Annotated in this window: 30 protein-coding genes and 2 pseudogenes; 7 read left to right on the forward strand and 25 right to left on the reverse strand. The window is 74.4% G+C overall.

The features are described from left to right. Positions 1–415 precede the first annotated feature (415 nt). The 17 genes from O7629_RS01010 to O7629_RS01090 all read right to left on the reverse strand — a co-directional run bounded on the left by O7629_RS01010 (position 416) and on the right by O7629_RS01090 (position 9524). Entirely contained in the window at positions 416–718 is a 303-nt protein-coding gene (locus O7629_RS01010; RefSeq protein WP_278166992.1) for a hypothetical protein, read from the reverse strand. Beyond that, complete coding sequence (locus tag O7629_RS01015; protein ID WP_278166990.1) at positions 715–1521, reverse strand: hypothetical protein; 807 nt, start codon at positions 1519–1521, stop codon at positions 715–717. Before O7629_RS01015 ends, O7629_RS01010 begins: the two co-directional genes overlap by 4 nt. Continuing rightward, on the reverse strand, positions 1514–2671 hold the full coding sequence (locus O7629_RS01020; protein ID WP_278166989.1) for a hypothetical protein: 1158 nt from the start codon (positions 2669–2671) through the stop codon (positions 1514–1516). Before O7629_RS01020 ends, O7629_RS01015 begins: the two co-directional genes overlap by 8 nt. A 118-nt stretch (positions 2672–2789) precedes the next feature. Further along, positions 2790–3110 carry a hypothetical protein gene (locus O7629_RS01025; protein ID WP_278166988.1) on the reverse strand — a complete coding sequence of 107 codons (321 nt, stop codon included), beginning with the start codon at positions 3108–3110 and terminating at the stop codon, positions 2790–2792. After that, entirely contained in the window at positions 3111–3419 is a 309-nt protein-coding gene (locus tag O7629_RS01030; RefSeq protein WP_278166987.1) for a hypothetical protein, read from the reverse strand. Further along, positions 3412–3639: a hypothetical protein gene (locus tag O7629_RS01035; RefSeq protein ID WP_278166986.1), complete on the reverse strand. Its 228-nt coding sequence runs from the start codon at positions 3637–3639 to the stop codon at positions 3412–3414. The genes O7629_RS01030 and O7629_RS01035 overlap by 8 nt, the downstream gene beginning before the upstream one ends. Then, entirely contained in the window at positions 3632–4027 is a 396-nt protein-coding gene (locus O7629_RS01040) for a hypothetical protein (protein ID WP_278166985.1), read from the reverse strand. The genes O7629_RS01035 and O7629_RS01040 overlap by 8 nt, the downstream gene beginning before the upstream one ends. Continuing rightward, a complete protein-coding gene (locus tag O7629_RS01045) occupies positions 4017–4250 on the reverse strand; it encodes a hypothetical protein (RefSeq protein WP_278166984.1) in 234 nt (77 codons plus the stop codon). Before O7629_RS01045 ends, O7629_RS01040 begins: the two co-directional genes overlap by 11 nt. Further along, on the reverse strand, positions 4247–4513 hold the full coding sequence (locus tag O7629_RS01050) for a DUF6011 domain-containing protein (RefSeq protein ID WP_278166983.1): 267 nt from the start codon (positions 4511–4513) through the stop codon (positions 4247–4249). Before O7629_RS01050 ends, O7629_RS01045 begins: the two co-directional genes overlap by 4 nt. Continuing rightward, a complete protein-coding gene (locus tag O7629_RS01055) occupies positions 4510–5001 on the reverse strand; it encodes a hypothetical protein (RefSeq protein WP_278166982.1) in 492 nt (163 codons plus the stop codon). Before O7629_RS01055 ends, O7629_RS01050 begins: the two co-directional genes overlap by 4 nt. After that, on the reverse strand, positions 4998–5915 hold the full coding sequence (locus O7629_RS01060; RefSeq protein ID WP_278166981.1) for a hypothetical protein: 918 nt from the start codon (positions 5913–5915) through the stop codon (positions 4998–5000). The genes O7629_RS01055 and O7629_RS01060 overlap by 4 nt, the downstream gene beginning before the upstream one ends. Further along, on the reverse strand, positions 5912–6226 hold the full coding sequence (locus O7629_RS01065) for a hypothetical protein (RefSeq protein WP_278166980.1): 315 nt from the start codon (positions 6224–6226) through the stop codon (positions 5912–5914). The genes O7629_RS01060 and O7629_RS01065 overlap by 4 nt, the downstream gene beginning before the upstream one ends. Further along, positions 6223–6642 (reverse strand): hypothetical protein, encoded by a 420-nt coding sequence (locus tag O7629_RS01070; RefSeq protein WP_278166979.1) that lies wholly within the window; start codon positions 6640–6642, stop codon positions 6223–6225. Before O7629_RS01070 ends, O7629_RS01065 begins: the two co-directional genes overlap by 4 nt. Further along, on the reverse strand, positions 6639–7079 hold the full coding sequence (locus O7629_RS01075; RefSeq protein ID WP_278166978.1) for a hypothetical protein: 441 nt from the start codon (positions 7077–7079) through the stop codon (positions 6639–6641). The genes O7629_RS01070 and O7629_RS01075 overlap by 4 nt, the downstream gene beginning before the upstream one ends. Beyond that, entirely contained in the window at positions 7076–7327 is a 252-nt protein-coding gene (locus O7629_RS01080; RefSeq protein ID WP_278166977.1) for a hypothetical protein, read from the reverse strand. The genes O7629_RS01075 and O7629_RS01080 overlap by 4 nt, the downstream gene beginning before the upstream one ends. Further along, positions 7324–8019: a hypothetical protein gene (locus O7629_RS01085; RefSeq protein WP_278166976.1), complete on the reverse strand. Its 696-nt coding sequence runs from the start codon at positions 8017–8019 to the stop codon at positions 7324–7326. The genes O7629_RS01080 and O7629_RS01085 overlap by 4 nt, the downstream gene beginning before the upstream one ends. Further along, the gene (locus O7629_RS01090) at positions 8016–9524 is read right to left on the reverse strand and encodes a hypothetical protein (protein ID WP_278166975.1); all 1509 of its coding nucleotides are present in this window, start codon (positions 9522–9524) and stop codon (positions 8016–8018) included. The genes O7629_RS01085 and O7629_RS01090 overlap by 4 nt, the downstream gene beginning before the upstream one ends. Positions 9525–9607: 83 nt before the next feature. On the opposite strand from O7629_RS01090, the gene O7629_RS01095 reads away from it, so the two are divergent. Beyond that, a complete protein-coding gene (locus O7629_RS01095; protein ID WP_278166994.1) occupies positions 9608–9862 on the forward strand; it encodes a hypothetical protein in 255 nt (84 codons plus the stop codon). Between the two features lie 148 nt (positions 9863–10010). Here the strand turns inward: O7629_RS01095 and O7629_RS01100 are convergent. Next, a pseudogene (locus O7629_RS01100) lies at positions 10011–10304 on the reverse strand (aldehyde dehydrogenase family protein); the annotation flags it as partial. Between the two features lie 5 nt (positions 10305–10309). Continuing rightward, positions 10310–11275, reverse strand: a complete 966-nt coding sequence (gene deoC / locus O7629_RS01105) for a deoxyribose-phosphate aldolase (RefSeq protein WP_278166973.1) — start codon at positions 11273–11275, stop codon at positions 10310–10312. 142 nt (positions 11276–11417) lie between these two features. Between deoC and O7629_RS01110 the strand changes: the two genes are divergently transcribed. After that, entirely contained in the window at positions 11418–12719 is a 1302-nt protein-coding gene (locus O7629_RS01110) for a glycosyltransferase (protein ID WP_278166972.1), read from the forward strand. A 455-nt stretch (positions 12720–13174) separates the two neighbouring features. On the opposite strand, the gene O7629_RS01115 is transcribed toward O7629_RS01110, so the two are convergent. Further along, on the reverse strand, positions 13175–13513 hold the full coding sequence (locus O7629_RS01115) for a hypothetical protein (protein ID WP_278166971.1): 339 nt from the start codon (positions 13511–13513) through the stop codon (positions 13175–13177). Positions 13514–13518: 5 nt separating this feature from the next. Continuing rightward, complete coding sequence (locus O7629_RS01120) at positions 13519–14283, reverse strand: GntR family transcriptional regulator (RefSeq protein WP_278166970.1); 765 nt, start codon at positions 14281–14283, stop codon at positions 13519–13521. A 237-nt stretch (positions 14284–14520) separates the two neighbouring features. Between O7629_RS01120 and O7629_RS01125 the strand changes: the two genes are divergently transcribed. The 5 genes from O7629_RS01125 (at position 14521) to O7629_RS01145 (ending at position 16161) form a co-directional block, all read left to right on the forward strand. Beyond that, positions 14521–14694, forward strand: coding sequence for a hypothetical protein (locus tag O7629_RS01125; protein WP_278166968.1), 174 nt, complete (start codon positions 14521–14523; stop codon positions 14692–14694). After that, positions 14691–14972, forward strand: coding sequence for a hypothetical protein (locus O7629_RS01130; RefSeq protein ID WP_278166967.1), 282 nt, complete (start codon positions 14691–14693; stop codon positions 14970–14972). Before O7629_RS01125 ends, O7629_RS01130 begins: the two co-directional genes overlap by 4 nt. Beyond that, complete coding sequence (locus tag O7629_RS01135) at positions 14969–15160, forward strand: hypothetical protein (RefSeq protein WP_278166965.1); 192 nt, start codon at positions 14969–14971, stop codon at positions 15158–15160. The genes O7629_RS01130 and O7629_RS01135 overlap by 4 nt, the downstream gene beginning before the upstream one ends. Positions 15161–15350: 190 nt before the next feature. Next, entirely contained in the window at positions 15351–15560 is a 210-nt protein-coding gene (locus tag O7629_RS01140) for a hypothetical protein (protein ID WP_278166964.1), read from the forward strand. A 175-nt stretch (positions 15561–15735) separates the two neighbouring features. Continuing rightward, entirely contained in the window at positions 15736–16161 is a 426-nt protein-coding gene (locus O7629_RS01145; RefSeq protein WP_278166963.1) for a hypothetical protein, read from the forward strand. Positions 16162–16219: 58 nt separating this feature from the next. Here O7629_RS01145 and O7629_RS01150 read toward each other — a convergent pair whose 3' ends face one another. From O7629_RS01150 to O7629_RS01165, 4 genes and pseudogenes are all read right to left on the reverse strand, one after another. Continuing rightward, positions 16220–16486, reverse strand: a complete 267-nt coding sequence (locus O7629_RS01150) for a hypothetical protein (protein ID WP_278127510.1) — start codon at positions 16484–16486, stop codon at positions 16220–16222. A 2-nt stretch (positions 16487–16488) separates the two neighbouring features. Beyond that, complete coding sequence (locus tag O7629_RS01155) at positions 16489–16788, reverse strand: hypothetical protein (protein WP_278127511.1); 300 nt, start codon at positions 16786–16788, stop codon at positions 16489–16491. A gap of 25 nt (positions 16789–16813) precedes the next feature. Then, positions 16814–17308 (reverse strand): hypothetical protein, encoded by a 495-nt coding sequence (locus O7629_RS01160; RefSeq protein ID WP_278127512.1) that lies wholly within the window; start codon positions 17306–17308, stop codon positions 16814–16816. Next, positions 17308–17713: pseudogene (locus O7629_RS01165) on the reverse strand (hypothetical protein); the annotation flags it as partial. The pseudogene O7629_RS01165 and the gene O7629_RS01160, both read right to left, overlap by 1 nt.

Consider the following 17713-nt stretch of genomic DNA (forward strand, 5'->3'; position numbering starts at 1 on the left):
GGGGCACCCCCCACCCCTACCGTCACCGTCAGTGACAATCAGGCCAGGATGGGCGCCTCGATCCGGCCGCCGCCTCGTCGGCCGCGCCGCGTTGCTCGCTGCCGCGCCCTGCTGCCCGGTCCGATGCGCGTGACACCGCGAGCACACCCCGCGAAGGTTGTGGTCGCCGTGATCCTCCGGGTCGCCGATGTGGTCGACCTCGGTGGACTGTGCGCCCCTGCAATGCGTGCGCAACGTGCACGTGCGGTCGCGGCGCAGGATCCGCGGGACGATCCGGGTCCGCCACCCCCGGGGCAACGGGGCGGTACGCCACTGGCTGGGGGTCTTGCGGGGGCGGGGATCCATCACGCCGCACTTCCCGATCGTGGGCAGACTCCTGGCGCTGCACCAATGATGAGATTGGAACGCGATCTTGTCAAAGTGCCCTCCGTCGCCCTGGCCGGCCCGCGCGTCCGGTATGTGCCTCGACGTTCAACAACTGCTCAGCCTGATAGCCGTACACCCGGCCACGGCGTGCCGGCGGGTCGACGTGAGGGAACGCGGCCGCGTCGGGCGGGCAGGCCGGGCAGTCCGCCGGATCGGCACCGGCGACATGCCCGGCAGCACGGGACCTGCGCACCCAATCACCCAGGCAGTGGCGGGCCACCTGCAGCTGCAGCACGGCGTACGAGGTGGTCCACCACTGCCGGCCCTGCCCGTCGACGACCACCCCGCTCACCGTACGGTCCGCCGATCCGACCAGCCGCCATGCCCGGCCGCCGCCGAACCGGTCACCGGCCGCCCTTGCCGGGCGACCCGGTCCGCGATCGCCACCGCCTGCGCCAGCGTTGGCAGCTCCGCCCGAGTCCAGACGTGGGCGAGGCCCTGACGGCGGTCCCGCCGCAGACACCCGCACCCGGCACCCGCGCACCGGCAGGCCCGTCGGACACACGAGATGGTCCACAGCGACTTGTCCGCGCCCGGGTGGGCCAGCTGCAGCGACGGCGACCCGCAGGCCGGGCAGCGCCACGCCACCGGCCGCACCGGCTCTGCCACCACCCCGGCCGCCTGCCGGGCGGACGCGACGGCGGTCGCCAGCTCGTCGACGAGCCAGCTGAGTCGTCGGCGGTCGCGTAGCTCGTCGACGACCGCCGGCCGGCCCGGCCCGGCCTCGTCGAGCCAGGACAGCACCTGGTCGACGTCGGGCCCGCCGACCCAGCTGGCGTGCTGCCAGGCGGCCACCCGGTGCGCGATGTCCAGCACCCGCCGGCGTACGGAGGCCTGCGCGTCGACCACCGTGACCGAGGCGGCCGCCGGCGACGGGGGCAGAGCCGACAGGCCACGGGAGATGTTCCACTGCCGGTACGCGCGATCCGCCCGGCCCTGCGCCTCCAGCCGCTCCGCCTGGGCGTCATCGACCGGCCGGCCCGGCCGGCGCTCCCGGCCCGGCTCGACCAGCAGGGCCAGCCACGAGTAGGCCTCCCGCAGCGCCTCGATCTGCCCGCGCACCGCGTCCGGCGTCGGGTCGGTCTGGTTAGCCACCGGTGGGTTCCTCTCCGGGCGGACGGGTGGGCACCGACCCGGCGGGCCAGCGGTAGTCCGGTGGGCCGGGGTCGGGGATCGCTGGGTGGTCGGCTGGTGGTGGTGCGGTTGGTCTGGCAGGTCCGCGGCTGCGTCGGTGGTAGATGTCCGGGTACTCCTGGGACCTCACTGGCTGGCCGGTCCAGGCTGCGGCGGGCGGGGGTGGCGGTGCTGATGAGCGCGGTGGCCCGCCCCGACCCAGCCCGGACCCTTCCGGGCGCTGTTCCCTCATCGGGCCGTCGCTGGTCGGTGCTGGTGTTGGGTGCAGTGGTGGCGTGTGATCGTCGTTCGCATCACTGTCGGGACCGGTGATCGGTTCGTCATCGCGATCACTGGTCGGTTTTTGTTCGTGTTCGTGGTTCGTCGTTGATTGGTCGCTGATCGGTCGGTGATCCGCCGGGGCGGCCGGGATGGCGCTGGCCGGCGGCGGGTCGAGCACGACGGGGCCGCGCGCGTGCCACGCGGCGGCCTCCTCCGGGGTGGGCGGGGGCAGCAGCACCATGTCCGCCTCGTCGGGCGTCCTGTGCCCCTTGGACTCGTTGCACCGGCCACACGCCACGACGAGGTTGCGTCCCTCGGGGCCGGCCGGCGCGTCTGGGTCGACGTGGTCGTACTGCAGACGCTTGCGTGCGTCCTTCGCGCGGCCGCTCTTGGGGTTAAGTGGCCCGCTGTGGCAGAAGCGGCAGCAGCCGCCGTCGCGGCCGTACACCAGTGCCTTCAGCCTGCTGTCGCGCAAATCAGCCTTCTGCGCGCGGTTGCGGTTGTACTCCTTGCGCGACGGGTTCCGCTTTGAGAACGCATGGACGCGGTAGGCGTAGCCGTCGATCCACACGCCGTCGCCGAGGCACTCGCACTCATCACCACGCCGGTGGAGCAAGGGCGGCCGGTCCAGCACCGCCGTCGCCAGCAGCGCCAGGACCTTGGGCCGGCCCCGGCACTGAGTCAACGCGGCCTGCTCGGTGAGGTAGCCGTCCGCGAGCACGCCGGCGGTCGTGCTCTTGCATCGGACGTACGCGGACTGCAGCCGGTCCGCCATGTCGACGTTCCCTGCGCTGAGCACATCCCACACCGGCCAGTTCGGGAAGGCGTCGTCTTCGAGCCAGTAGGGCATTACCGCCCCCCGTAGATGATCATCAACGTCTATGGATTCCTGTGGATGCGATGCGGCCCGGCCCGCCGTTTCGGCAGGCCGGGCCACGGAGAACAGCAGCTGGGCAAGGGCGATGGACTCAGTCGGGCGGCGGGTCGTCGGCAGACGCCTCGGCCAGTTGCCGCCGCCAGCCCTCGGCCACGGCGAGCAGCAGGAACGGCCCGCCAAGTTGCCCGCCGCACCTGTCGAGGATCTGCTGGCATAGCCGGATAAGGGCGGTCCGCTGCTCAGTCAGGCGGGCGACCTGCGCGCGCAGCGCCTCCACCTCGTTGGCGGCGGCCGCCGTGCCGGGCATCACCGGCACCGGCACGCCGACCCGGCGGAGCGCCTGAACGGCGTCGCAGGCGAGGCGGCCGAGCTCGGCCCGGACCGCCGCCTCCACATCCTGCTGACTCGTCACTCAGCCCACTCCCGTCTCGATGTCGTCCAGTCGCACCGGCTGCGCGCCGGCGCAGGCCTCGCACAGCGAGCCCGGCTCGCCGACGTGCGGCCGGTAGCAGCCCGCGCAGGACACCAGTTCGTCCAGCACCGGCGGCCGGGCCGGCCGAGGCCCGGCGGTCGCCTGCGGTGGGTCCGGGACCGGTTCGCCGGCGAGCGCCCGCCGCACCAGCGCGGCACCACGGTGGGCACGCTCGGCGGCCTCGGCCGGTGTCCGGGCCCGCCGGGCGGCCAAGTCCTGCTGCACACGCCGGAGGTCGCGGTTACGCACCGCCGCCTCCGGTCAGGTGGTAGCGGCCGTGCCAGGAGTACCGGCCCTTGCTGATGAGCTGCGGATCGACCGGTGCTGGCTTGCCAGCCTTGGTGGTCGGCACGACGAGGAGGCCGATCAGCCCTAGGTGGTCGCGGACCCTGATGAGGTGGTCCCACGTGCTGTGCACCCAGACCTCAGTCCCCAGCTCCTGTCGCGCGGGCTTGGTCGGGTCACCCATCGGTCACCTGCGTCAGCAGGATCTGCGCGACCCGGGCAGCGCGGTCACACGCCGTCGCCCAGCGCCACGCGTGGCCGGTGACGGTGTGCTCGTCGCCGGACGGAGTGATCACCGTGGCGTGCCACCGCCAGCGCCGGCCGAGCCAACCCGCGCGCTCGACGCCCGTCGACGCCACGGCGGCCGCCGGCGACGCTGGCGCCGGTTCGGCGACGGCCGGCCGGGCCACCGGCTTGACGGGGGCGGGCCGGACCGGTGCCGGCGTCCGGAGGGCGGGCCGCCGGGCCTGGCCGAGTGACCTGCGGACGTCGTCCGGGTAGACGGCCTGACCCGGCCGGGCAGCCATCGCGGCCCGGTACGCCGTCTCGAACTCGTCATCCTCAATCGGCATCTCGTTCTCCCAAGATCGCGGCGTCCCGAGCCGCCGCAGCGGCGGCGAGGACCGGGGACACCGGGGTGGTTGGCAGGGTGATCGGGTGGTGCGCGTCGCCCGGCTCGCCGAGCAGCCCGCACACGACACAGACCCGGCGGCCACGGTGGTCCGCCGGCAGATCTCGTGTGGCCTGGTGGAGGTGCGGCGGTACCCGCGACCGGGCCGGGGTGCGGCGGGTCACCGGGATGCCTCCTCGATGACGCCGGCCGGGTCGACGAGCGTTGGTCCGTCGTGGCCGGCGTCGCGGCCGCCACGCACCCGCACCGGGTCGGGGAGCACCGAGGCGGCCGCCGCCTGTTCCTGGCGGCGGGCCTCGGCCCGCCGGCGCCGCCAGCACAGCGATCCGACCCGACGCGCCCGCGCTTTGGGGTCGGTGAGCGGCGTCGCGCAGTCCAGGCACAGCACCGGAGGCAGGTCCGGCCGGGCCGGCGGGCGCGCGGTCACGCCAGTCCCTGGGCTCTGAGCCGCAGCATCCGGTCCGCCTCGGCCGTCAGCAGGGCGGCGGCACGCACGAGGTCGGCGACGCGGTCACCGTGCTCCGGATAGCCATCGACGTACGGCCAGTCGAGCCAGGTCGACTCCGGATCGGCCCACCAGCACGCCATCTGCCACAGCTGGCCGGACGTGCGCTGGTCATCGTGGACGGCGTCGTACCGCTTGCGTTCGATCTGCCGGAGCCGTTCCTCCGCGACGCGCAGCAGGGCCGGCGACTGGCAGGACCGGGGCGCGGCCTCCGGCACCATCCGGGCCCGCAGCACATCGCGGACCCGACCAGCGGCGGCGACCGCCCGCGACCAGCGGCTCTCACCCGCTGCTGCGGCGTCCGCCGACTCGATCGCGGCCGCCAGGTCGACCAGCAACTCCGGTGACTCGAGCGCCGTCCGGGTCTCCGGCGGCACCCGCCACAGCGCCGGCTGGGTCTGCCCGGTCACTGGCTGACTCCCCGAACCGGTGAGGCGGCCATCCGGCGCAGCGTGTCGACGATCCAGTCGACTTCCTCCACCGGGCCGCCCGGCGGCCGCGACTGGTCGACCACGCCGGCCGACCCGATGTGTCCGCACCACTGGCTGTACTGGTGGCTCATCGCCCGCAGACGCGGCAGGTAGATCAGCCGCGTCCCCGGCCGGGGTGGCTGGACTCCGGCGTCCCGCAGGTCCCAGTCCAGGGCGGAGACCTCCCACTCCGACCAGGCCACGACCCGCCGACCGGTCACCCAGGCCGCCACGCCCGGCGCGGCGGCCTCGACGAGCCGGCCGCCGGCCGGCAGGTCCCGCTTGCGTTTCGGCCGCCGGTCCGGGATCAACGTGATGTGCAGCCGGTCCACCGCCGGATCGGCGAGCGACACGACGACGAGTTCGGCGACGGCGGTCCGCTTCACCGTCTGCCCCGGCCCGGCGGGGGCCAGGTCGATCGACCGGGTCGCCACCACCATGGCGGTCGGGTCAGCGAGTGCCTCGGCGGCCCAGGCGGAGGCCTCGGACCGCTGCTGGGCGCGCCAGGCGCGGACTTGGTCGTAGCGGTCCTCGGCGTCGCAGGCCGGGCACCGGTGCGCGCCACGGCCGTTCGACGGCAGCGGCCCGCCGGCGTCCCACCCGCACACCTCGCAGTGCCGGGGGTAGACGCGGCTGGCCTCGGCCGCCGCCCGCTGCCGGGCGGTCAGCGGCCGCATCGCCACGGTGTCGGCGACCGTGAACAGGTGCGTGGTGTCCTTGCCGCGGCTGTAGCGGAGGATGCCGGCCGGGGCCTGGTCGGGTGCGGGCTTGCGGCGCATCCGGCGCAGCATCGTCACCGTGGCCAGGCCGTCCGGGATCTCCCGCACGCCGTACACCGGCAGGTTGGCCGTCATCGGCTCACCTCTGTCTGTGTCTGGGGTGATGGCCAGCAGTGCGGGCACCAGGCCGCGCGGTAGCGCTCGGCGACCACGGCGGCCGCGAGCACCTGGCCCTGCTCCCGCTCGGCGGAGCTGACGAACCGGCCGCACACCGTCCGGCGCTGCTTGTCGTCGGTCGTCGGCCGGATCTTGTGGGCGGTGACACCGGCACGGGCGACCGCGATCCACACCTGTGCGCGTGCGCCGGCCGCGCCGGCGAGCTCCGCCGGTGGGGCCGGGGCCCGGGTGGCCGCACGGCGCGGCCACCCGGGCGTACCGGCGGTCACCACGACCCGCCCCGGGCCGTCGACCTGGCCACGTGCTGCGCGAACCACGGATTGACGCCTGCTGTGGCTGGGTTCGCGGCGGCCCACTGGCCGGTGCCGTCGTCCGGCGGCTCCGCCCGGCGCCGGCCCGTGTCCACGACGGGCACCGGAGCCGAGCGGTACACCCCGCCAGCGGGCGCCGTACGTCCGGTCACGGGCTCCGGCCAGCGTTCGCCGTCGACCGGCTCCGGCCACGGCAGGGCTGAGGCGGGCAGGTCCTGCGTCAGCTCGACGCGCAGCGCCGACAACTCCCCGGTGTGCATGTCCCAGCCCTCGTGCCGGTCCTCGGCGGCGGCGGTGCTGAGGAGGCCCCGGCGCACGGCGGCCGCGAGCGCGGCGACCACCAGGCAGGCTGCCGCGACGATCAGCAGAATCATTGCTGCTGTCCTCTCTGCTCGGTCTGGTCGTGGGCGGTGGTGCTGGGGCGGGCGAGGTCCAGGGCGTCGCGGACGTCGCGGGTCAGGCCCGCCACGCGGGCGGCACGGGCCCAGGGGTCGCCCCGGCCCGCACCGGCCACGGTGACCGCGATCAGCGCCACCACCGCGCCGATCACCGCGCTGACCGGTACCGACACCGCCACGGTGATCGCGACGACCGCCCAGGTCGACAGGTCGTGATGGCGCGGCCGGACGGCGAGGGCGGCGGTCACGGACGCCCAGTGCTCGTTCAGGCGGCGGGTCCGCCGGCGGCGCACCACCACGGCGGCCCGGAGCGCGCCCGCGAACAGCAGCAGCGCGGCCGCCAGCCACAGCGGGTGGATCGGCGCCGTCCACCATCCGGACCCGGCCCAGAAATGCGAGGCGAACACCTTCATCGGCGCGCACCTCCCGCCGGCTGGTGCTCGTCGAGCAGCGCGGCCAGGCGGTCGTGCCACGCCCGGTCGGCAGCGGCCCGCCGCGCCTGCCGGGCCGCCACCCGGGCCGCCCGATCAGCCCGCCGGGCGGCGGCCGCACGGCGTGCCCGACCGGCCAGCACCCGCACCGCGTGCCCGCCAGCGACGATCAGCGCCATGATCAGCAGCCCGCCGGCCTCGGGCAGCGCGGCTGCGATCCCCGTGGTCACCGGCGATCACCGCCCAGGGCGGTCCGGATCGCGCCGAGCACCAGGCCGGCCGTGTCCGGGGTCTCCCACATGCCCCACAGGGCTTGGCGGAGGCAGGCCGGGAGCAGTCCGCGGCTGCCCAGGCTGCAGGCCAGGGACAGAAGGTGGTGCTGGGCGTCGGTGATGTCGTCGCCCAGGGCGTCATCCAGTGCGGCCAGGTGCAGGGCGTTCCATCCGACGACGCCGGGTGAGGTGATGCGTCGGGTCACGGCCGGGTGGTCGAGCAGGCCGGCGCCGGCCAGCAGTTCGACGGCGGCGGCCTCGCACGGGTCGGTTGCCTCGGCCAGCAGCGCGGCGGTGACGTCGGCCGGCTGGCCCGGTGCCGGGGTGGCCGGGGGGCGTGGCGGGTCCTGCGCCAGCGGTGCCGGGCCGGCGGCCCGGCCGGCGGCGTGCGCCCGCGCCAGGAGGCCGATCACGACCTGCACGGTCGCGGTCTCCCAGCTGGCCAGCCAGGCGAGCACCCGGTGGTCCAGGTCGCCCAGCTCGACGCCGGCGTCGACGGCGGCGGCGATCAGGGCTGCCCGGCGCGTGCCCTCGGCCGTGCCGTCACCGGGCCGGATGCGGCCGGTGGTGTGCAGTTCGGCCAGTTGCCGGGGCAGTGGCGCGGCCAACGCCTCGTCCTCGCTGTTGTACGGTCCGATCTTGGCGGTCACAGGTCACCCCCGGTCGGCTGTGCCGGCACCACCACGGCGGCGGTTCCCCGCGCAGGCGGGGCCGGCTGGTCGGCGGGGTCGGCGTCGTTGTAGACGTACATCTCGATCGACAGCGGCGCGGACGACCCGCCGAGGTCATCGGCCGGACCGCCGCCGGTCAGCAGCTCGGCGACCAGGCGCTCACCGACCGGGACCACGTCGGAGCCGAGCTCGGCGGCGAACGCCTGCAGACCGGCGAGGTTGGCGGCGCGGCCGGTCACCTGCAGCCGGTCGACCGGCAGGATCGACGGGTCCCGCTCGGCGGCCGCGACCAGGGCGCGCAGCCCGTCCAGCATCAGCTGACGGCGGGTCCGCACACGCAGCGCCTCGGCAGCGGCGGCCACCGTCTCCTCGTCGACCAGCGGCACCAGGTCGTCGGCGTGGTGCTCGGCGTACTCCGGGCCGGCCAGGAGCACCCCGACCAGTCCGGCGGCGCCAACCTCGACGGCGCGGACCTCGACACCGGGCACGTCGTCCCGGCCGGTCGCCACCCACATCCCCGGCCGCAGCTCGGTGGCACGCACCGACGGAATCGCGTCGTCTGGGGCCCGGCCGGCGTCGACGGCGGTGACGTTCGCAGCTGCGAGCACCGCCAGGCGCGGCCACGCGCCGGCCGGCACGTCGGCCAGGTCAACTCCCTCGGCGGAGATCTCGCCGCACCGCACCCGCTCCGGAGCGCCGACCAGCCCGGTGTCCAGCCCGCCGGTCCGGGCCTGTTCCGTCACCACGTCCTCGTGCCCGGCGCAAACCCAGATGGTGCCCGCGTACGTCCGTGGGCCGGTCCAGCGCAGCGGGTGTGGCTGCGTCGCCACACCGGCCACCGCCGGCCGGCCGCACCGCTGGACGACGTCGACGGCGACGTCAGCGGCCGGGGACACCGGCACGTCCTCCGGCGAGTCGGCGGTGGTGGCGCCGGCGATGTGCTCGTCCAGCAGCGCCAGCGCCGGAGCCATGCTGTCGAATCCGTCCACGGCCAGCCCGCAGAGGCACCTGGCGCCGCAGCCGGCCGGGCCGGACCAGCCGCCCGCCACCCCGTGCCCGCCGGCGTCACCGGCCGGGTCGGGGTCGGGGGTCGGGTCGACCGGTGCGGTCTCCGGACCGGGGCCGGTGCCCGCCGCCGCCCGCTGCAGCGCCTGGTGCTCCGGTCCGCCGTCGGGGGTGAGCACCGAGTCGGCGGCGACCCGCCAGATCTCGCCGCACACCGCCGCCGTCGGGATGATCGGCGCGAACACATCGACCACGAGGCCGGCGGCGCGCAGGCCGGCGGTGGCCTGGTCGACGTGCGCATCGCACGTCGAGACGGTGCCGGCGTACGCCCCGGTCCGGATCACACCCGGGCGGATCGGGGTCGGCTGGCCGGAGTCGTCGTTGGTGGTGGCCACCACGGTGTTGACGGCCGGCTGGCCGCAGATGTCGGACCTGGTCGGTACGGTGTCCGGTTGGTTTTCGGTACTCTCGTGTTCCACGTCGACCTCTCACGTCGATGGTTGGGATGGGTGGCCCTTGCCGATGTCGCGGCGAGGGCCGCTGCCGTTTGTGGATGGGGTGCGTGCGCCGGCCCTCCCCGGCACGGCGCACGCACCCGACGACGCCCGGACCGCCGTGGGGAAGACCGGCGGACCGGGGCGGTGGCGGCGAACAGCACCAGGGCGCCGGCGGCGGCCAGGGCGGCCGGGTCGACCAGCCCGCGCGTCAGCAGCTCGGCGCCGCCGACCGCGACCAGGCCGACCAGCGCGCCCAGCACGAGGGCCACGCCGAGCAGCAGGCGCAGCGCACGAAGTGCTCCCCGGCCGGCCGGTCGTAGCGACCGCTGGAGTCGGCCCGTGGGGACCACTCCAGGTCCCGGCCGGCCGGGGAAGACCGGGGTTACCCGGCCGGCGGCGGCGCCCTCCCAAGCAGCCGCCGCCGGCCGAGCTGGACCAGCCACCAGGAGGGCCGGTCCATCCAGCTCAGCGGCTGCGTTCGGCGAGCGCCCGGGCGATCCGGAACAGGTACTTGGCCCGGTCGCGGCCGGGCATCGGACCCCAGACCCGCTGGTACGCCGTACGCGCGGCGGCCACCGCCCGGTCGACGTCGCCGGGGCCGGCCTCGGCGACCTCGGCGAGGACCTCCTCGGTGGCCGGGTTGACGGTCTTGCGGGCCCCGCCGTCGGTCGGGTCGACGAACTCGCCGTCGATGAACAGGCCGTACGAGTCGCGGATGGTGACGACCGAGCGGGACTCGGGTGCCGGTGCGTAGTCGAACACGCTGATCAGTCCAGGGTGACGTAGTCGGGACCGGAGTAGACCCCGGTGTGCAGCTTCGACCGCTGCATCAGCAGGTCGTTGAGCAGGGTGGAAGCGCCGAACCGGAACAGGTCGGGGGTGAGCCACTCGTCGCCGGCGGTCTCGTTGACCAGCACCAGGTACTTGATCGCGTCCTTGGTGGTGCGGATGCCGCCGGCCGGCTTGACGCCGATCCGCCGCCCGGTGGCGGCGTAGAAGTCCCGTACCGCCTCCAGCATGATCAGGGTGACGGGCAGGGTCGCGGCGACCGGCACCTTGCCGGTGGAGGTCTTGATGAAGTCGCCGCCGGCCAGCATCGCCAGCCAGGAGGCGCGGCGCACGTTGTCGTAGGTGGCCAGCTCCCCGGTCTCCAGGATGACCTTGAGATGGGCGTCGCCGCAGGCCTGCTTGACCGCGACGATCTCGGCGTACACCTGCTCGTAGCGGCCGGCGAGGAACGCCCCCCGGTTGATCACCATGTCGATCTCGTCGGCGCCGGCGGCGACTGCCGCCCGGGTGTCGGCCAGCTTCACCTCCAGCGGCGCCTGCCCGGACGGGAAGGCGGTGGCCACGCTGGCCAGGTGCACGCCGGAGCCGGTGAGCGCCTCGGCGGCGGTCGGCACCATCGACGGGTAGACGCAGACCGCGGCGACCGGTGGGCAGTCCGGGTCGGTCGGGTCGGGGCGGCGGGCCTTGGCGCACAACGCGCGTACCTTGCCGGGGGTGTCGGCGCCTTCGAGGGTGGTCAGATCGACCATCCGGACGGCCAGGTCGATCGCCCACGCCTTGGCCGTCGTCTTGATCGACCGGGTGCCGAGCGTCGCGGCCCGCTGCCGCGCGCCGACCTCATCGACGCCGGGCAGCCCGTGCAGGAAGCTACGCAGGGTTGCCGCGTTCCGCCCCACCTCGGCCAGATCGTGGCGCGCGGGTGCCGGGGTGCTCACCGCTGCCATGCCGCGAGTCCTGTCATGCCCGCGAGTCTACGTCGCCAGCGAGTTCACGATCTTGGCCGTCGGCTGATCGGACGAGCAGACTTAACGGCGCTGTTGGCCTACCGTTACATCATGTTGGCCCCGGTGACCCACCGTGCCTGACGTGCGAGCAGTGCACTTCACCGACACGTACCTGCCCCGCCGCGACGGGGTGGTCACCTCGCTGCGGACTCTCGCGGCGGCGTCGGCCGCCGCCGGGCATCCCGGCCTGATCGTGGTGCCCCGGCACCCGGACCAGCCGACCGAGGCGGACGTGCTGCGGCTACGTGCGCTGCCCTGCGGAGTCGCCGACCTGCGGTTGTCGCCGTGGCTGCTGCGCGGCGCCGCCGCCACCGGCACCATCGCCGAGATCGCCGCCCACGCCCCGGACGTGGTGCACGTGCACACCCCCGGACCGGTCGGGCTGCTCGGCGTCCTCACCGCCCGCCGGCTCGGTCTGCCGCTGGTCCAGACCTACCACACCGACCTGCACGCGTACGCCGACGCGTACCGGGTGCCGGCCCGTGCGCTCAGCGCCGGCGTCCGGCTGTACGCCCGCCGGCTCGGCGTACCCCGCCCGGCGGCGGCACCGGCCGGCCACGCCCGTGACCACCGGCCGATGGCCAGCGGCGCCGTCGCCCGCCGCCGGGCCGCCATGGACGCCACCAACACCCTGCTGCTCGGCGGCGCCGACGCGGTGGTGGTGCCGACCCGGGCGGTGCTGGACCGAATCCACCTGCCGGTGCCCGCCGACCGGGTGCACCTGGTGCCGACCGGGGTCGCGGCCCGCCGCACCACCGCCGACGAGATCAACGCCTTCCGGTACGGCCACGGCATCACGCCCAGCGACCGGGTGGTCCTCTACGTGGGTCGGATCAACCGGGAGAAGGGCATCGACCTGCTGATCACCGCGTTCGAGCGGGTGCTGGTCGGCTGCCCGACCGCCCGGCTGGTGCTGGTCGGTGCCCTGTACGAGCCGCGCTGGCTGGCCGCGCTGCTGCGCACCATCGACCCTCGGGTGGCTGCCCGGATCACCCTCACCGGCCAGCAGGGTCCGGAGGTGGTGGCTGCGGCGTACGGGGCCGCCGAGGTGTTCGCGTTCGCCTCGCAGACCGACACCCAGGCATTGGTCCTGCAGGAAGCCGGCCTGGCCGGGGTGCCGGTGGTACTTGTCGACCGGGCGTTGCACGCGCACGGCGCGCTTGCCGGCGCCGCACTGCGCACCGAGCCGCAGCCGGGTGCGCTGGCCGGCGGGGTGCTGCGGCTGCTGCTCGACCCGGACACGGCCCGCCGGCAGGCGGCCGCGGCGGCGGCCCGCTGCGCCGAACACACCCCGGCCCGCTACGCCGAGGCGATCCGTGAGGTGTATGCGTCGGCCGCCGGGCTGGCGAGTAGGTTCAACGACCGTGGACGTACTCGTCGTTGATCAGTCGTCAACCATGACTGAGGGGCACCTAACTGGATGATCATCCGGTCGGACAGACGTATGACCCTCGCGTCCTGCTGGCTGGGATCCCGGCCGATCACCCGAGGTCAATGCCGTAGCGATCCACTTACGGTGAGATCTTCAAACGGGGACTCCACTGCCGGAGGCGCATCACCGATGATGCTCGAACGACTGTCCACACCGATTATCGCCGCCGCCGCGCTCGCGGCTGGCGTCGCGGCACACGCCGCGATCTCCCGCACCCGCAGCCGCGCCGTGGCACGCGCGTACGCGGATGGGTTCATGGACCGGCACCGCCTTGACCGGCACCGCCTTGGCCGGCCCGTCGTCCGATCTGGAGACTGAGCCGGGGCGGGGGGCGGGGGTGGGGCTGAACCCCTCATCGAGGACCCCCCCCCCCCCCCGGCTCAATGTCAACTTTAGATCACTAGCAGTTACGTTGGGCCGGTGTGTGCAGGAGCTGCACCACAGTGCCGGGCGAGCGCCGCTGCGGCGGCCCGACCAGTGGAGAACGGGCCGAGCCGGTCTGACTCGTCCAGCCGTGCGGCTGTCCACCCGCCGAGCAGCCGCCCCGGCTCCGACCACAGGTACCCGAGCAGCACGCCGTCGCACGCCGCCACCCACCTGGTGGCCCGTTGGTCGACGGGCGCGTACCGCAGCCCTGGATGGGACATCACGGTGTCCAGCGCGGCAGCCGCCAGCATCTCAGCCTCGGCCTCGTCGACCGCCGTAGCGGCCGCGGTCAGCTTTTCCAACGCCTGGACCCGGTCCATGATGGTCACCTCTCGCCCCGTATCGGCAGATCGTCGTACACGTACGTCACCCGGCGGGCATCCGACACCACCTGCAACGCCTCCAGCGGCCGGCCGGTGACGTCTCGCGTCGTGCGCCACAGCTCAAGCACCCAGCCCACCGCCGCCAAGCCCAGGTCCGATTGCTCGGCCAACGCAGCAGGCCGCGCCGACAGCTCCTCGCTCGCGGTCGCCGGCCGCATGCCGGCAGCGGCCAACGCGGCGTACACGCCGCCGACCACCTTGCCCTGCCCGGCGAGCGCCGTGCCCGCCACCAGGTCACGCGGCATCCACGACTCATGCAGCTGGACGACACGGCCGTCCATCAAGTGGCGACGGCGGCGCAGCACCATTGAGGCGCCGGCAGGCAGAGCCAGCCGCGCGGCTACGCCGGGTGGTGCAGGTATGGCCTCCTCGACCGATACGACTTCCACCGACCCGTCGATGCCCTGGTCGGCGCAGGCGGTCTCCCACGGGCCGAGGTTCGCCCGAGTGCGGGCGGGGTCGGCGACGGCTGCGTACCGCGCCAGCGCCAGCCGCACCGGTGGCGCCGCGACTCGCGTTCCTGCGGCCCGGGCCGACTCGAGTACGCCGGCGGCGCGCAGTTCGGCCAGTGCCCGACGCACCGTCTCCCGTGACACGCCGTACCGCTCTGCCAGGGCGTGCTCGGTCGGGATCTGGGCGCCGGGCGCGTACTCGCCCGCCGCGATCGCCTCGCGGAGGTCCGCTGCGATCTCCCGATAGCCCGCCATGTGGCCCAGTTTAGGCGTACGCAAAGCCTTGACGTCGCGTCGTTACTGCGGTCACACTCAGTCCAACGCTTTGCGTACGCAAAGATGGGCGGGCCGCTCAGCCGCCCAGCCGGCCCGGTCCTGATCGGCATCCAGCGCGCGGATCCGCGGGGCCGGGCCACCCCGGATCGGCGGCGGTCCGGCCGGGTTCCCCCGTGCTCGCCGGGCCGCCGCCCCGCTGACTCGAGGAGCGCGAAGATGATCGGGAAGTGGTTCCTCCGCGACGCAGGCGTGGTCGACGTCGTCCGTCCGGTGCCCGGCCGCCGCCGGTGGGTCGACCAGCCCGCCCGGCCGACCGACACCCGGCCTGCGACCCGCACCGACCGTGCCGACCAGCGCGGCGGCAACGGCGGCCGCACCATCCTGCCGTGACCGGCACGTCCAGACCGGCCGCCCCGGCCGTCGAGCCGGCACACACCCCGCACCGGCCGACGTGGGACTGCGTCGTGTGCCCGGACGGTACGCCCTGGCCGTGTTCGCCGGCCCGCGTCCAGCTGGCGGAGGCGTACGCCAGCGAACCGCTCGCGCTGTCGGTCGACATCGGCGAGATGCTGACCGTCGCGGCTCGCGAGGCGGGTATCACCGACCCTGCCGAGCTGCACGAGCGGTTCGTGGCGTGGACCTGGATCGACGGGAGTCCAACGCGGTGACCGCGATGGACGACGGGCCGATCACCGATCAGGACATCGACGACGCGGCGGCCGGCGCCGTGCACGCACACGCCGCCGGCCACCGCTGTCACACCGACTGCCCCGGCACCGAGGACTGCCCGCAGCTGGTGTGGGCCCGTACCCGCCGGGCCATCGCCAAGTACCGCCTGGTGCGGCGATCCATATGACCGGGCCGATGGACGACGCCACGGCGGCGCGAATACTGGCCATCCACCACGGCCCGCCACCACCGGTCTGGCCACGATGCCCGGAGTGCGAGCCCGAGGGGTGCCCCGACCTGATCCGCGCGGTGCAGTGGCGCGCGGACCGACGGGATGAGCTGGACGATGCCGGCGTGGCCGACCATCCGCTGCTGTCGTGGCGGTGGCCACGCCGGACCACCCTGCTCTCAAGGCCATGGCGGTGCACCGTGCCGTCACGGCCGTGATCGTCGTCCGGGTCTACGGTCGGAGCGGGCAGCTGCTCTGCCTGGACGTGACCGCCGCCGCGCCGGGGGTGTGGCTGCGCGCCCAGACCGGTGAGCCGTGGTGGCCGGCGCGCTGGCGTGTCGTGGTGGAGTGGGCCTAGCCACGAGCATGCGGCGGTGCACCCGAGTCTCATCCCCGTAACGGTGGGTGTCGCCTGCCCGACGGTCCGATGGCGTGCTGCGGCCGCCGCTGGCACCGTGATCGCGCCCGCCCGTACCCCGACGGCCCCGCCCCGGCCGGCGACGGCGGGGCCCCACGAGAACCGAGGAGACGACGTGCGTAACAGAATGTTGGTGGCCGCGATCGTGGCGGCCGCCGTCACCGCTCTGGGCTGCGGTGCCGGCTCTGACGAGGACGCGGCCACGCCGGCCCCGACGTCGGCACCGGCGGACGACAGCCTTGCCTCCGCCGCTGCGGCCGCCGGGATCCCGCCTACCCCATCGCCTGAAGATTGGGCTGCCTACATCAGCGCGCTGAAGGACATCAACCCGGACATCGTCGGAGACAAGGACGAGAAGACGATCATCGACCGTGGCCGGAGCCAGTGCCAGTCAATCGGCAACGGCGAGGCAGACGAGGCAAAGCTCGTCCAGCTCACGAACTTGCGATTTTCGGCGCCGGGGTATCCGGACGGGTTCGGGGAGGAGACCGCCACCCAGATCCTGGCTGTGGTGCGGCAGTACATCTGTCCAGACTTCTGAGACATGGCGGAGCGGCCCCGCACCGGACTCGGTGCGGGGCCGCTGCTGTGTACGGAGGTCAGCGTCCAGGCGGGACCTCGTGTCGGGGTGCGGACGCCAGCCACGGCGCGTACCGCCGCATCCAGGCGTCGACGCCGGGGATGGCCATGACTCGGGTGATGGCGCCGGTGACCGCGACGACGCCGGCGACGGCCGGCACGGTGTCGATTCCGGCCTCGGTCGCGGCGAGCGGGATCAGCGGCAGCGCGGCGATCGCCGCGGCGACGGCCGTCCGGAGGGTGGCCCGCCACGGGTGGCGGGACTGGGTGGTGACAGGACTGGCCATGGTCATCGCTCCTCGTCGGTCGCGTCGACGGCCGCGCGGACAAGGCAGTCCTTCGCCTCGACCGCCCGGCGAATCGCGGTGGTCAGCTCCGGACCGTCCGGGAGGTCCGCGACGAGGTCGAGCACCGCGCTGCCGATGCGGGCAGATACGGCGGCCAGCGGTGGCGGCAGGTGCGACCAGGCAAGGTGCCGGGCGATCTGGACGGTCGACCGGTGTCGGCCGGTCAGCGCGGCCTCGATGCCGGCGCGGGTGCCGGCCGCCGCCTGCAGCGGATCGGCTGGATCGGTCGGGGTCTGTGGCACGAGGGTCTCCTATCTTTCACCGGCTCTATGCCGGCGATGGGCGGGCAAGGTGCAACTGTGCGGTCAGGTCCTCGACCTGGCCGCGCAGCTGCAGGATCGTGGCGTCGCGGGCGGCCAGGACCTCACGAAGCCGGTCCCGGTCGCCTTGGGTCCGGCGTAGCTCGTCGGCCAGGCCCGCCTCAGCGGTCGCCAGTTGCGCCAGCCGTGACTCCAGGTCGGTCACCCGCTGGCGAAGCCTCTCCTCTTCAGCACTGGTGAGCCGCAACGCCTCACGCAGGTCGGTGATCTGGCTCCGGGCCCGGTCCAGCGCGTCTCGCAGGTCACTTGTCAGCTGCTGGTAGACGTCCTGGCTGATCCGGGTCGTCTCGGCCTGCAGGTGCTTCGCCTGGGCGGCGGCGTGCTGGGCCTGGGCCTGGCGGAGCCGGCGGCCGACCATTGCGCCGGCGGCCGGCCCGCCGACCGCGGCGCCGAGCACCGCCGCGCCGGCGCCGACCAGCGCGGTGAGTAGGCCTGGGTCCATCAGTTGGTGGCGAGCAGCGCCCGGCCGAGCGCGGCGGCGCGCTCCTCGCCGAGGACCGCGACCAGGGCGGTCGCCGCTTCCTCCGGTGGCCGGGCGGCGAGCCCGGTCAGCACCCCGGCGATGATGGCGTCCTCGTCGACCCAGTCCCGGCCGAGCGCCTCCCGCACCTCCACCCGCAGGGTTGCGACGTCACGAACCGCTCTCGCGGCATCAGCGGCGGCACCACGGGCCGCCGTGTGCAGCGCCGGCCCATCCTTGGGGTAAATCCAGCCGTTGACCGCGATAGCGATCCTGCGGAGGTCTTCCTCACTGATCACGTCATCTCCTTCGACGATTTGCTTCGCCCTGGCCACGATCGCCGGCTTCTGGGCAACGATCGCCGGCCCCGGGCATTGGCTGTGTCCC

The sequence above is a fragment of the Solwaraspora sp. WMMD792 genome, assembly GCF_029626105.1.
Classification (GTDB): Bacteria; Actinomycetota; Actinomycetes; order Mycobacteriales; family Micromonosporaceae; genus Micromonospora_E.